The sequence below is a fragment of the Aeromonas sp. 2MA4 genome (assembly GCF_029237305.1).
GTDB classification, from domain to species: Bacteria; Pseudomonadota; Gammaproteobacteria; order Enterobacterales; family Aeromonadaceae; genus Aeromonas; species Aeromonas salmonicida.
The window spans coordinates 60,949-74,769 of the sequence record NZ_JAACFY010000005.1; the positions used below are offsets into that span (position 1 = coordinate 60,949).

Genomic DNA, 13,821 nt, shown 5'->3' on the forward strand with positions numbered 1-13,821 from the left:
AGGAGCAATACCTTGATGGAACTCTTGATCAATCAGGTGGGTTACGAGTGCGACGGGCACAAGGTCGCCCTGCTGCAAACCTCCCCTGCCCATGATCTCGGCGGCTATGTCAGGCTGCAACGCTTAAGCGATGGCCAGACGCTGTTTGAAACCCAACTGCAAGCGGCCGGTGAAGTCCCTGGCTGGCAGGGCCGTGCCTACTGGCGCGCCGACTTCTCTGCATTCAAGGAGCCCGGCCACTACCAGTTGGAGGCGATCACGGCCCCCACAGGCGCAGCCGCCACGGAGCAGCGCATTGTCCGCTCTACCCGTTTTGCCATCGGCCAGGATCTGCTGGCGAGCCACTGCCTCTCCGACGTCATTCACTACTTCAAGGGCCAGCGCGCCAGCGGCGCCTTCGATCGGGCCGACCGCACGGCCCGCCTGTTTGGCACCGACCAGCACAAAGATGTGCACGGCGGCTGGTTCGACGCCAGTGGCGACATGAGCAAGTACTTGAGCCACCTCTCCTACGCCAACTACCTCAACCCCCAGCAGACCCCCATGGTGGTGTGGGCCCTGCTCAAGTGCCGGGAACTGCTGGCCCCGCGCCGCGACATAGACGGGGTGAACCTCTGCAAGCGGCTCAATGACGAGGCGCAGCACGGCGCCGATTTTCTCTGCCGGATGCAGGATGAGTCGGGCTTTTTCTTCATGACCCTGTTCGACAAGTGGAGCAAGGATCCCGCCCAGCGCGAGCTGTGCGCCTATGCCACCCAGCAGGGGATCAAATCCGCCAACTGGCAGGCCGGTTTCCGGCAAGGGGGTGGTATGGCCATCGCCGCCCTGGCCCGCGCCGCCCGCGAGAGCGTCAGCGGCGACTTCGATGCCAGCCGCTACGCCGAGGCGGCCAGCCGTGGCTACCAGCACCTGTGCGAGTACAACCTCGCCTATCTCGATGACGGGGTCGAAAACATCATAGATGACTACTGCGCCCTGCTGGCGGCGGTGGAGCTGACCCGCACGTTCGGCTCCGAGTGGCTGTCCGAGGCAAGAGCCCGAGCCGGCAAACTCTGCGCCCGCCAGCGCATCCATCCGGAGCTGGGTCACTACTGGTCAGCCAACGAGGATGGCTCGCGCCCCTACTACCACGCCGCCGAGGCAGGGTTGCCGGTGCTGGCGCTGCTGGAATATTTAGGCGTAGAGCCGGATCTGGGGCACAAGGCCCAGGTGCAAACCGTGGTGCAACAGGCGCTGGCCGCCGAGCTGGCACTTTGCGCCCAAGCAGGCAACCCCTTCTCCCTCGCCCGCCAGTTTGTAAAAGGGGTAGATGAAGCGCCTCGCGTCAGCTTCTTTATGCCCCATAACAACGAATCCGGTTACTGGTGGCAGGGGGAGAATGCCCGGCTGGCCTCCCTGGCCGCCATGGCCTTTGCCGCCGCCGAGCAGCTCCCGCAGCAATCCGGGCCACTGCTCGGCTTCGGCCAGCGTCAGCTCGACTGGATCCTGGGGCAGAATCCGTTCAACGCCTGCATGCTGGCAGGCCACGGCATCAACAACCCGGGCTACACAGCCGGTTATCCCAATGCCCTCGGGGGCATCTGCAACGGCATCACCGCCGGGTTCGATGATGAAAACGACCTGGCCTTCATTCCTGAGCAGTACAAGGATCGGCTGGATCAGAACTGGCGCTGGGGGGAGCAATGGATCCCGCACGCCGCCTGGTTTGCCCTGGCCATCACTTGGCAGAGCGTGCAGGGAGGTCGCCATGATTGAGAGCAGCTCGGACATCATTAGCACTGGGGGAGAGCAGTGGATCCTCCATACATTCCGCCTGGTTTGCCCTGGCCATCTGCTGGCAAAGCGCACAGGGAGGACAGCATGATTGAGTACTGGGTCGGCGTGGATGGCGGCGGCACCCACACCCGCGCCCGCATTCGGGACAAAGCGGGCAAGATCTTGGGCGAGGGGCGCGCCGCCGGATCCAACCTGGAGCTCGGCATAGAGGTCGCCCACACCAACGTGCTGGCCGCCATCGATCTGGCCAGGGTTGAAGCCGGATTGGGTAACGATTCACAGCAACGGATGGGGGTCGGTCTGGCACTGGCCTCCGCCGAGCTGGCGGAGTGCTATCACGCCATGCTCGAGATGCCCTTTCCCTTTGCCAGTGTCAGGCTCACCTCCGATGCCTTCGGTGCCTGCCTCGGTGCCTTTGGCGGCGAGGAGGGTGCCATCCTCATCGCCGGCACCGGCTCGGCCGGGCTCATCTATCGCCACGGTCAGCTGCACACCTGCTCCGGTCGCGGTTTCCCCATTTCGGATCTGGGCAGTGGCGCCTGGCTGGGGCTGCGTGCCATCCAGCAATCCCTGCTCTGCCATGACGGCATCCTGCCCCCCAGCACGCTGGCCATCCGCTTGCTCGATCACTTCAAACGGGATCAGGCCGAAGTCGTGCGCTGGGCCGCCCGCGCCATTCCCGCCGATTATGGCCGCTTCGCCCCCTGGGTGTTCGATGCCGCCAGCGACGGCGACGAGCTCGCCTGCCAGCTGCTTGACGAGACCTGCGCCCAGCTGAATACCCTGCTGGAGGGGATGCAGCAGCTGGGAGCCAGCCAGATTGCCCTGCTCGGCGGCATCGGCATGCGCCTCGCTCCCCGGCTGGCGCACCTCAACCTGGTCAACCCCAAGGCCGATGCACTGGAGGGGGCCATACTGTTTGCCCAGTCGGAGTCGTTCCCATGTCTGCACTGCTGAGCCTTGTCCAATTTGATCTGCCCGCCGGCGGGAACAGGATCCCCCTCTGCCCGCTCCGGGGAATACCCATGCCTGCACTTTGGATCCCTCCCCGGGTTGACCAGTACCACAAGGAGATGATCGCCCTGTTTGTTCCCTTAACTCCATCAGAGGAATTTTCATGTCTGCACCCCTGATCCACACCCAGGTTGACCGACGCGATGGCGAGGACGTCTGGTTCCGATTCAACCTGAGCCAGTTGCCGGCAGCCCCCTGGAAACTTCACTTCTGCCTGGCACGCCACATAGATCCCGCCTCCCTCGAAGGTGCCAGACTGGAGCGCCAGAGCGGCAGCTACAAGGTGCTGAGCCCGGCCGAGGGGCAAAGCGAGCTGCGTTTTTGCTGTCGCAACACCCCCATCAAGCGATTGTCTGACATGCCGCAGGGCTTCTTCCTGAGCCTGCCCGAGGCGAGCGCGGGCCCCCAGCTGATGCCGGTCACCCTGGTGGAACAAGAGCTGGGCCTGCCGCCAAGCGGGCCCGGCACCCCGGATCTGCCCGAAGTCGAGCCCCTCGCCGGCATAGTGCCCCAGCCAGATCAGCTGGTGCTGCTGGAGGGCAACTTCCGGCTGGCGGAACGGGCTCATGTCAGCGGGCCCGGGTCGCTGACCGGCCTGCTGGCCCATTTCAACGAGCTGACAGGGCTGGCGCTGGAGCAGGATCATGATGCCGAGATCCGGCTGTTCGAGGCCCCCCTGGCTGCCGAAGCCTATCGCCTCACCATCACGCCGGAGGGGGTGACCATAGCAGCGGCTGGCGAGGCTGGCTGGCGCCACGGCCTGACAAGCCTGGCCCAGTGGGCCCTGCAGCACGGAGAGAGCCTGCCCTGCATCGAGCTGGTCGATGCCCCCCGCTTCGGTTTTCGCGGCATCTTCCTCGACTGCGCCCGCCACTTTCACTCCGTCGCTAGCCTCAAGCGCCTGCTCAAGTTGATGAGCCTCTACAAGTTCAACCGCTTCCACTGGCATCTGACCGATGACGAGGGGTGGCGGCTCGAGATCAAGGCTTTCCCGCAGCTGACAGAGATCGCCGCCTGGCGCGGCCACGATCTGCCTGTGGGGCCCCAGCTCAGTGGCGGCCCCGAGCCCTATGGCGGCTACTATACCCAAAGCGAGGTACGCGAGCTGGTGGCTTATGCCAGCGGGCTCGGCATTACCGTCATCCCCGAGATCGACATCCCGGGCCACTGCCACGCCGCCATCAAGGCGCTGCCCGGGCTACTGATCGAGGAAGCGGATCGCTCCCGCTACCTGTCGGTGCAATATTTCGACGACAACGTGCTCAACCCGGCCCTACCCGGCACCTATCAGTTCCTGGAGGCGGTAATTGACGAGGTGTGCGAGCTGTTCCCGGGCCCCCTGGTACACATGGGGGGGGACGAGGTACCGACCGGAGTATGGACCGACAGCCCGGCCTGCCAGCAGTTGATGCAACGGCAGGGATATCAGGATTGCCGCGAGCTGCAGGGCCACCTGCTGCGCCACTGCCAACAGTATCTGGCCAGCAAGGGCAAGCAGATGCTGGGTTGGGAGGAGATATTGCACGGCGACAAGGTGAGCCGGGACGCCACCATCTTCGCCTGGACCAGCTTCCAGGCAGGGCTGGATGCGGCTACGGCGGGCTATCCCGTTGTGATGGCACCGGCCCAGCACCTCTATCTGGATCTGGCCTGGAGCCAGGATCCCCGCGAACCCGGCCTCTACTGGGCGGGCACCCTCAATCTGGAGCAGGTCTATCGATGTGATCCTGCCCCGGCCGATTTCCATGCCAACGATAACATCCTGGGGGTGCTGAGCCCCTTATGGTCGGAACTGGTTACCTCTCGTGACCGTCTCGACTATATGTTGTTCCCGCGCATGCTGGCCACCGCCGAGGTGGCCTGGAGCGACGCCACCCGCAAGGCGTGGGATCACTTCGCCGCCCGCCTGCCGGGCCAGCTGCAGATCCTCGACCAGTTACAGGTGCGTTATCGGGTGCCACAGAGGTAGTGTTATCTTTCTGTCTGGCGACCTTTGGGTCGCCTTTTTTTACCATCCACCAACAAAAAACCAACTTTCCCCTACCATTCATCCGCCATTGTTGGCAAAATTCAGCCCCCTATGAAGCCGACTCGGCGCGCCCTGGCCATCACCTGCAACCACGCCCGGATCTGCCACAATAACAACGACAAAACTATCAACAAGAACATCGGAGCGTATTCCTATGGCTCGCAGAGACGTCCATACCCTGGACAGCGAAGTGGAGTTTCCTGCCGACGAACAACTCGTTTCCACCACCGACCTGCGCGGGGTGATCACCTACGCCAACCCCGCCTTCTGCCGCATCGCCGGCTACCCCGTTGAAGAGCTGGTCGGTCACAACCACAACCTGGTGCGCCACCCCGACATGCCCAAGGCCGCCTTTGCCGATCTGTGGGCCCGCCTCAAGGAGGGCAAGCCCTGGCGCGGCATGGTGAAGAACCGCTGCAAGGATGGCCGTTACTACTGGGTCGACGCCTATGTGACCCCCATCTACGAGGGGGGCAGGATCAGCGGCTACCAGTCAGTGCGCTGCAAACCGGAACCCCAGCTCAAGCGCGTCGCCAGCCAGACCTATCAGGCCCTGCTCAAGACGGAGCGTGGCTCGGCCGGCAGCCTCCCCTCTTTCAACCGCGTGCGCCTGCCGGTGCTGGGCTTGCTGTTGCTCGGCCTGCTCGGCTGGGCCTTTCTCAGCAAGGGCGCCATGACAGCCCTGCTGATGCTGCTGCCCCTGCTGCTCATCGGTGGCGCCTACTGGCGCGAGCTCTTTGCACTACCGCTCTATCTGCAGCAGCTCGGTCGCGAATACGACAGCCTGACCCGGCTGGTTTATTCGGGTGACGGCCCGGGCGCCATCGCCGATTTTCACATCAAGATGCTGCAGGCCCGCATCCGTACCGTGCTGGGCCGGATCAACGATGCGACCCATCCCCTGCAGACCCTGGCCACCAACCTGAAACAGGCATCCCATCAGGCCTGTCTCGACATCAACGAGCAGGATGCCCAGACCCAGCAGATGGCTGCCGCCATGACCCAGATGGCCAGCACGGCTCATGAGATTGCCCACAACATTCAGGACTCCAACGGTCAGGTCAACGAGGCACGCAGCCGCTGCGAGCACACCAACAAACAGCTGAGCCAGACCGAACAGCGCATCGAGCAACTCGCCAAACAGGCTGAACTGGCGTTCAACTCTGCGGTAGAACTTGCCAGCGAGTCGGAGCGGATCGGCAGCGTCATGGGCGAAATCCAGGGCATAGCCGATCAGACCAACCTGCTGGCCCTCAACGCCGCCATAGAGGCGGCGCGGGCCGGTGAGCAGGGCCGCGGCTTTGCGGTGGTGGCCGACGAGGTGCGTACCCTGTCGACCCGCACCCACAAGGCGACCGAACAGATCCAGGGCAGCATACAGCAGATCCAGCACACTCTGGGACGCTGGAAGGGGATGATGCAGGAGAACCTGCAACAGACCCGCGAGTGCGCCGAGATGACCCGCCAGGGCGCCAGCAGCCTGCATTCCGTCCTGGAAGAGATAGAGCTGGTCACGGAGCACTCCACCCAGATCGCCGCCGCCGCCGAGCAGCAACAGGCGGTGGTGGAGGAGATCAGCCGCAGCATCAACCAGATATCCCAGTACTCCCAGGCCAATAGCCAGAAGATGCAGGAGGTCGACGACTCGAGTCAGGAGCTGCTGGAGCGCGCCAGGCAGCTCAAGGGGCTCAGTCAGACCTTTGGTTGACGCGGGTTGCCACCCCCACGACAGAAGCGCCACAATGGCGCTTCTGTCGTTTCTGGAGAGTCATGACCCATGAGAATGGAGCCAGCCCCTGCCCCCCTGAACAAGGTCGCCCGCATCGAGGCGATCCTCGCCCTGATCCCGCCCGGCAAGGTGGTCAGCTATGGTCAGGTGGCCGATCTGGCTGGGCTGCCCGGTCGAGCCCGACTGGTAGGCAAGGTGCTGCGGGAAACGGACAAGGTGCTGCCCTGGCATCGCGTGCTGGGCGCAGGCGGCACCATTTCACTGCCAAAAGGGTCGACAGGCTTTATGGAACAGACGGGGCGATTGCAGCAGGAGGGGGTGCCTGTGATAGGCGGGAGGGTAAAGATGCGGGAGTGGCAATGGCAGCCCGACCTCGCCGAGCTGCTATTCCTCATCCCTTTTTAAAGCGCTGCTATTTTTTGTTAAACCAGAGCGCTGCGGTTTCTCATGATGTTCTGTTGAGTCACAGCGCGGCTATCTGTCTTGGTTTCCTTTCGAATCAAAGAGCTGTCATGCCTCCTTGTTCCCTTTCAAGTCACAGTGTGAGGGGAGCCAGGATCTCGTCGCTGCGCACCTGCACGGGTATGGTTTCATACTCCCGTTGCAGCAACACCAGCAGACTCTGCCTGTCCACTTCCAGCACATAGGCAGTCCCTTCCCGGGTCAAGCAGGTCATTCCCGGCCGGATCTCGTTAATCTCCATCACAACCTCCGTGTACAGCGCTGCCATCCTTGCAGCCGTTTCAGTATACCGTCATCTCCCAACAAAAAGGCCCCAGCAAGGGGCCTCTTTCATCATAGTGTGAACTGCGCGCCATCACGCCTTCTTCGACTTGGCCAGGCTCTCCTGCCACTTGCCGTTGTCGTAGTGCGCCGTCCAGCCCGTCGCCTTGCCGTTGACCTCCGTCATCACGTACTGCTCCTTGGTCTTGCGACTGAAGCGAACGATGGAGGCATTACCGTCAGGATCTGACGCCGGGGCGTCAGCCAGGTACTGATGCTTGGGCGACAGGCGATCCTTGAAGCGCTTGAGCTCTTCCACTAGGGGTGCACGAGTCTCGCGGGATTTCGGGAAGTTGCTGGCGGCCAGGAACAGGCCCGCCGCCCCGTCACGCAGTACGAAGTATGCATCGGACTGGGTGCACTTGAGCTCGGGCAGTGGTACAGGATCTTCCTTCGGCGGCGCTATGTCGCCGTTTTTCAGGATCTTGCGGGTGTTCTTGCAAGTCTCATTGGTACAGCCCATGTACTTGCCGAAACGGCCGTTCTTGAGCTGCATCTCGCTACCGCAGCGATCGCACTCTATGCTGGGGCCTTCATAACCCTTGAGCTTGAACTGGCCCTTCTCGATTTCGTAACCGTCACAATCCGGGTTGCGACCACAGACGTGCAGCTTGCGGCTGTCGTCTATGATGTAGGCGTCCATGGCGGTGCCACAGACACCGCAGCGGTGCTTGGCACGCAGCGCCTCGGTTTCGGCCTCGTCACCGTCGGTGGCGGAGACAAATTCGTCGGCGGAGACCAGGTTGATGGTCTTCTTGCAGCGCTCTTTCGGCGGCAGGGCATAACCGGAGCAACCGAGGAAGACGCCGGTGGTGGCGGTACGAATGCCCATCTTGCGGCCGCAATCCGGGCAGTCGATGTCGGTCAGCACCATCTGGTTGGCACGCATGCCACCCTCTTCCGCATCCCGATCCGCTTTTGCCAGCTCCTGGGTAAATTCTTCGTAGAAGGCGTCCAGCACCTTCTTCCACTCCAGGCTGCCTTCGGCGATGCCATCGAGCTTGTCTTCCATCTTGGCGGTGAACTCGTAGTTCATCAGCTCGACGAAGTTTTCCACCAAGCGGTCGGTGACGATTTCACCCATCTTCTCGGCGAAGAAACGGCGGCTCTCGACCCGCACATAACCGCGATCCACGATAGTGGAGATGATGGAGGCGTAGGTAGACGGACGGCCAATGCCGCGCTTTTCCAGCTCGCGCACCAGGGCCGCTTCGGTGAAGCGCGCGGGCGGCTTGGTGAAGTGCTGGCGCGGATCCAGCTTAATCAGTTTGAGTACCTCGCCCACTGTCACCGCAGGCAGCTGGCTGTCTTCGCCCTTACGCCCCATGGGCGGCAATGCTTTGGTCCAACCGGCGAAACGCAGGGTACGACCACGGGCCTTGAGCTCGAACTCACCGGCCTTGACGGTCAAGGTGGAGGAGTCGTACTGGGCTGGCGTCATCTGGCAGGCCACGAACTGGCGCCAGATAAGATCGTACAGACGCATCGCATCCGGCTCCATGCCTTCCAGCATTTCGGCCGTGACCAGCACGCTGGATGGACGGATCGCCTCGTGAGCCTCCTGGGCACCGGCCTTGGAACCATAAAGGTTCGGCTCGGCCGGCAGATAGGCTGCGCCATACTGCTCACCGATATATTCACGCAGCGCCTCGACCGCCTCTTTGCTGAGGTTGGTGGAGTCGGTACGCATATAGGTGATGTAACCCGCTTCATAGAGACGCTGGGCCATCATCATGGTCTTCTTCACCCCGAAGCTCAGACGGGTCGATGCCGCCTGTTGCAGGGTGGAAGTAATGAAGGGAGCGGACGGCTTGGAGCCGGTCGGCTTGTCTTCCCGGTTCACCACCTTGTAGTCGACCCCTTCCAAGGCGGCCACGGCGGCAAAGGTCTCGGCCTGGGTGACTGGCTTGAAGTCGGCGCCGTTGCGGCTGACCACTTCCATGCGCAAGTCGGCCTTGTCACCGGTCAGCAGATCGGCGTTGAGATCCCAGAACTCGACCGGTACGAACGCCTTGATCTCGCGCTCTTTATCGACGATGAGACGCACGGCAACGGACTGCACCCGGCCGGCAGAGAGGCCACGGGCCAGTTTCTTCCAGAGCAGGGGGGAAACCATGTAGCCCACCACGCGGTCGAGGAAACGACGGGCCTGCTGGGCATTGACGCGGTGGATGTTCAGCTCGGATGGCTGGGCAAACGCCTCCTGAATCGCAGTCTTGGTGATCTCGTTGAACACCACCCGCTTGTAGCGGCTGTCGTCACCACCGATGATCTCGCGCAAGTGCCAGGCGATGGCTTCTCCCTCTCTATCCAAGTCGGTTGCGAGATAGATGGTGTCGGCCTTGGCGGCCAGACTTTGCAACTCACTGACCACTTTCTCTTTGCCGGGCAAAATCTGGTAGTTGGCCTGCCAGCCTGCGGTCGGATTGATCCCCATCCGTGAGAACAGGGCATTGCGATCCTTGGCAGCCTTCTCTGATTCGCTCAGCTTGATACCGCGAATGACAGGTTTTTTGGGCTCGTTGCTGGCGCTGCCACTGGTGGGCAGATCGCGAACATGACCGACGCTGGATTTCACCACGTAGTCCTTGCCCAAATATTTATTGATGGTCTTGGCCTTGGCCGGAGACTCCACTATGACCAGTGATTTGCCCATGCTGTAACTATTATCCTCATTGCACCCGACGGGGTTGGTGTGCGGTTTTGTGGGGCTGTATAAGAGATTTGACGCGAAAAAGCAATCTTGTGAGCAAATTAGCTCACCAGCCCGAACCACCTGACCTCTTTATTTATTAATGCGAAGCCGAGCCTTGGGAAGCAACCGCTTTTTTATTTTTATGCCATATCAACCCCTTTTTTATATTTGAAACGACATAACAAACCGCTCTTGCAACATAACAAACCACTTTGGTTATCAGCTTGTTACAAAAGACAAAATCTCCTTATAATGGCTGCATCCCGCAGCTTTGTGCGCGGAAGGAACCGCTACCCATATAAAAATCGAAAGGATGTACTCAATGAAGCACTTCGAGGTCAATTTCGACGGCCTGGTCGGCCCGACCCACAACTATGCGGGCTTGTCCTACGGCAACGTTGCCTCCCAGAGCAATGCCAAGGAAGCGTCCAATCCCAAGGAGGCGGCCAAGCAGGGGCTGCGCAAGATGAAGGCGCTGACCGAGCTTGGCATGACCCAGGGGGTGCTGGCACCGCAGGAGCGGCCGGATCTGGCTACCCTGCGCCGTCTAGGCTTCACCGGCAATGATGCAAGCGTGCTGGCCCAGGCCGCCAGACAGGCACCTGCCGTGCTGGCCGCCTGTTATTCAGCTTCCAGCATGTGGACTGCCAACGCCGCCACCGTCTCCCCGAGTGCCGATACCCAGGATGGCCGCATTCACTTCACCCCCGCCAACCTGACCAACAAGTTCCACCGCTCCCTCGAACCCGAGGTGACGGGCCGCATACTACGCGCCGTGTTCAACAACGACCGTCACTTCTATCACCACCAGCACCTGCCGGAAAACGATCACTTTGGTGACGAGGGCGCCGCCAACCACACCCGACTGTGTCGTGCCTACGGCGAATCCGGGGTCGAGTTGTTCGTCTATGGCCGCAGCGCGTTTGATGTCTCCCAGCCCGCCCCCAAGCGCTATCCAGCCCGCCAGACCCTGGAAGCCAGCCAGGCCATCGCCCGCCTGCACGGTTTGAGTGAAGAGAGTGCCGTCTTCATCCAGCAGAATCCGGACGTGATCGATCAGGGGGTGTTTCACAACGACGTGATAGCGGTAGGCAACCAGAACCTGCTCTTCTTCCACCAGCAGGCGTTTCTCAATACCGAGTCGGCGCTGGTCGAGGTGCGCAACAAGTTCGGCGAAGGCGAGCTGCACTTCATCGAGGTACCGACTGCCGAGGTGTCGGTACAAGATGCGGTGAAATCCTATCTGTTCAATACCCAGATCCTGACCCTGCCGTCCGGCGAGATGGCGATCATCGCCCCCACAGAGTGTCGTGACAATCCGGCGGTATCGGCCTACCTCGGCAAGCTCATCGCCCAGGGCACCCCCATCAAGCAGATACACTATATGGACGTGAAGCAGAGCATGCGCAACGGCGGTGGCCCCGCCTGTCTGCGGCTGCGGGTCGCCATGAACGATCAGGAGCTGGCGGCGGTCAATCCGGCCTGCCTCATCAACGACAGCCAGTTCGCCCGGCTGGATCAGTGGGTGGATCGCCACTACCGCGACAGTCTGGCGCTGGATGATCTGCGCGACCCGGCACTGGTACAGGAGTCCCGTACCGCACTGGACGAGCTGACCCAGATCCTCAAACTCGGCTCCGTCTACCCCTTCCAGCGCTGAGAACCTGTTCACGATCTTGCTGCGACAGAATAATAAACAGAGAGCCGGGCAATGCCCGGCTCTCTTGTTTCAACCCATTGAACTGTGCCTCAGCGCCAGGGACTCTGCTGCCACAACCGGCCGAGACTCGACTCCAGCGCCATGGCCGCCTGCTGGCCCAGCTTCTGGGTCAGGCTCTTTGGCTTGCGATAGCTGATGCCGACCACCTTGTGGTGGCTGGCCTGGGCCAGCAGGTAGTCGTCGCTGGTGCAGAGGGTATCCACCAGCCCCAGCCCCTTGGCCTGGCTCGCCAGCCAGTGTTCCCCCGTGGTGACACTGTCTATGTCGAGGTGGGGTCTGTGCTCGGCCACGAACGCCTTGAACCGCTCGTGGATGGCGCCCAGCTCCTCACGAAACTTTTCCCGCCCCAGATCGTCGTTCTCACCGAACATGGTGATGGTGCGCTTGTACTGGCCAGCGGTGTGCATCTCGAATTCGATGTCGTGCTTTTTCAAGAGCTTGTTGAAGTTCGGCAACTGGGCAATCACACCGATGGAGCCGACGATGGCAAAGGGCGCAGCCAGGATCTGATCCGCCACGCAGGCCATCATGTAACCGCCGCTCGCCGCCACCTTGTCGATGGCCACGGTGAGTTTGATACCCTTGTCACGTAGTCGCTGCAGCTGGGAAGCTGCCAGGCCATAGCCATGAACCACACCGCCGCCGGACTCAAGACGCAGCAACACCTCGTCACCGGACTGGGCGACCCCTATCACGGCGCTCACCTCTTCTCGCAAGGACGCCACCTCTTTGGCATCCATGCTGCCGTTGAAATCGAGCACAAACAGGCGACTGCGTTCGTCTTCCGTCTTGGCACGGGCCTTGTGTTCGGCCTTGCGCGCCTTCTCCAGCAGCTTGCGCTCGGTCTTGCCGGCCAGCGCCGCCTGCAATTGATAACGCCCCTGCTCCAGCTCGCTGGAGAGATCGGTCACCACCAGCTCACCCTTGCGGGATTTCGGCTGACGGCTGCTGATCACCATCAGGATGACGGCAGCTATGGCCAGCAGTAAGGTGAGGGTCTTGGCCAGGAACAGGCCATATTCGGTCAAAAATGCCACTTGATGCTCCGCTCAGTGTTCGAGTTTTTCACATTCTAGGGAGTTTGCAGGGCTCGCGCAAAAACTCTGCGACAGCAGCTCAAAAAACAGACTCGACAATCACAACCCCTCTATTTTCTTCACATTTTTGCCGTCTCATACTGGTCAAATGCCGTGCGGGATCAGTACACTTGCCCCTCTATTGCCGCGCGCATCTGCCACGAATTTGTTAACAGGAGTTGTCATGCTCGATTATCAGGCACCCCGGGATCTGCTCAAGGACAAGGTCATTCTGGTCACAGGTGCCGGTGACGGCATAGGCCGCGAAGCGGCGATCACCTATGCAGCCCACGGCGCGACCGTGATCCTGCTCGGCCGCACCAGTGCCAAACTCGAGGCTGTTTATGACCAGATTGAGGCCGCCGGTTATCCCCTTCCCGCCATAGTGCCAGTGGACCTGAAAGGAGCAACCGCCGCCCACTACCGCGGCATGGCCGAGACCTTCGCCCAGCAGTTTGGTCGCCTCGACGGCGTGCTGTTCAACGCGGGCCTGCTCGGCACCCTTTCTCCCTTCGAACATATTCAGGAGAAAGAGTGGGACGAGGTGATGCAGGTCAACGTGAAATCTGAATTCCTGCTGACCCAGGCGCTGCTGCCGCTGATCCGCCAGACCGCCAGGGAGCATGGTGATGCCTCCATTGTCTACACCTCCTCCAGCGTGGGGCGCAAAGGCCGCGCCTACTGGGGCACCTACGCCATCTCCAAGTTCGCCATCGAAGGCATGATGGAAGTGCTGGCCGACGAACTGGAAAACACGGCTGTGCGAGTCAACACCCTCAACCCGGGCGGTACCCGCACCAAGATGCGCGCCAGCGCCTTCCCGGCGGAAGATCCCCAGCAGCTCAAGACGCCAGCCGACCTGATGCCGCTCTATCTCTACCTGATGGGACAGGACAGCCGTGGCAAAACCGGTCAGACCTTTGTGGCCCAGCCCAAATAAATCAACAAAATAACCGGAACCCTGCACCGCATGGGGTTAAATTCAATAGGGTGTCGTCG

Annotated in this window: 10 protein-coding genes; 7 read left to right on the forward strand and 3 right to left on the reverse strand. The window is 61.5% G+C overall.

The genetic code is table 11. The annotated features are described in order from the left end of the window. The first annotated feature begins 15 nt into the window (after positions 1 to 15). From GWQ31_RS07125 to GWQ31_RS07145, 5 genes are all read left to right on the forward strand, one after another. Positions 16 to 1,755, forward strand: a complete 1,740-nt coding sequence (locus GWQ31_RS07125; protein ID WP_275908993.1) for a glycoside hydrolase family 9 protein — start codon at positions 16 to 18, stop codon at positions 1,753 to 1,755. A 105-nt stretch (positions 1,756 to 1,860) separates the two neighbouring features. Then, the gene (locus GWQ31_RS07130) at positions 1,861 to 2,733 is read left to right on the forward strand and encodes a BadF/BadG/BcrA/BcrD ATPase family protein (RefSeq protein ID WP_275908994.1); all 873 of its coding nucleotides are present in this window, start codon (positions 1,861 to 1,863) and stop codon (positions 2,731 to 2,733) included. A gap of 160 nt (positions 2,734 to 2,893) precedes the next feature. Beyond that, the gene (locus GWQ31_RS07135) at positions 2,894 to 4,759 is read left to right on the forward strand and encodes a beta-N-acetylhexosaminidase (protein WP_275908995.1); all 1,866 of its coding nucleotides are present in this window, start codon (positions 2,894 to 2,896) and stop codon (positions 4,757 to 4,759) included. A gap of 214 nt (positions 4,760 to 4,973) precedes the next feature. Continuing rightward, positions 4,974 to 6,527, forward strand: a complete 1,554-nt coding sequence (locus GWQ31_RS07140; protein WP_275908996.1) for a PAS domain-containing methyl-accepting chemotaxis protein — start codon at positions 4,974 to 4,976, stop codon at positions 6,525 to 6,527. A gap of 69 nt (positions 6,528 to 6,596) precedes the next feature. Then, positions 6,597 to 6,953, forward strand: a complete 357-nt coding sequence (locus GWQ31_RS07145; RefSeq protein ID WP_011898984.1) for an MGMT family protein — start codon at positions 6,597 to 6,599, stop codon at positions 6,951 to 6,953. Positions 6,954 to 7,083: 130 nt separating this feature from the next. Here GWQ31_RS07145 and GWQ31_RS07150 read toward each other — a convergent pair whose 3' ends face one another. Both GWQ31_RS07150 and topA read right to left on the reverse strand, forming a co-directional pair. Beyond that, complete coding sequence (locus GWQ31_RS07150; RefSeq protein ID WP_005312189.1) at positions 7,084 to 7,251, reverse strand: hypothetical protein; 168 nt, start codon at positions 7,249 to 7,251, stop codon at positions 7,084 to 7,086. 114 nt (positions 7,252 to 7,365) lie between these two features. Next, entirely contained in the window at positions 7,366 to 9,987 is a 2,622-nt protein-coding gene (topA, locus tag GWQ31_RS07155) for a type I DNA topoisomerase (RefSeq protein ID WP_111588236.1), read from the reverse strand. A gap of 361 nt (positions 9,988 to 10,348) precedes the next feature. Here topA and astB point away from each other — a divergent pair, with 361 nt between their 5' ends. Next, on the forward strand, positions 10,349 to 11,686 hold the full coding sequence (gene astB, locus GWQ31_RS07160; protein WP_275908997.1) for an N-succinylarginine dihydrolase: 1,338 nt from the start codon (positions 10,349 to 10,351) through the stop codon (positions 11,684 to 11,686). Positions 11,687 to 11,775: 89 nt separating this feature from the next. On the opposite strand, the gene sohB is transcribed toward astB, so the two are convergent. Next, complete coding sequence (gene sohB / locus GWQ31_RS07165) at positions 11,776 to 12,783, reverse strand: protease SohB (protein ID WP_275908998.1); 1,008 nt, start codon at positions 12,781 to 12,783, stop codon at positions 11,776 to 11,778. Between the two features lie 223 nt (positions 12,784 to 13,006). Between sohB and GWQ31_RS07170 the strand changes: the two genes are divergently transcribed. After that, complete coding sequence (locus tag GWQ31_RS07170; RefSeq protein ID WP_275908999.1) at positions 13,007 to 13,762, forward strand: YciK family oxidoreductase; 756 nt, start codon at positions 13,007 to 13,009, stop codon at positions 13,760 to 13,762. The last annotated feature ends 59 nt before the right edge of the window (positions 13,763 to 13,821 follow it).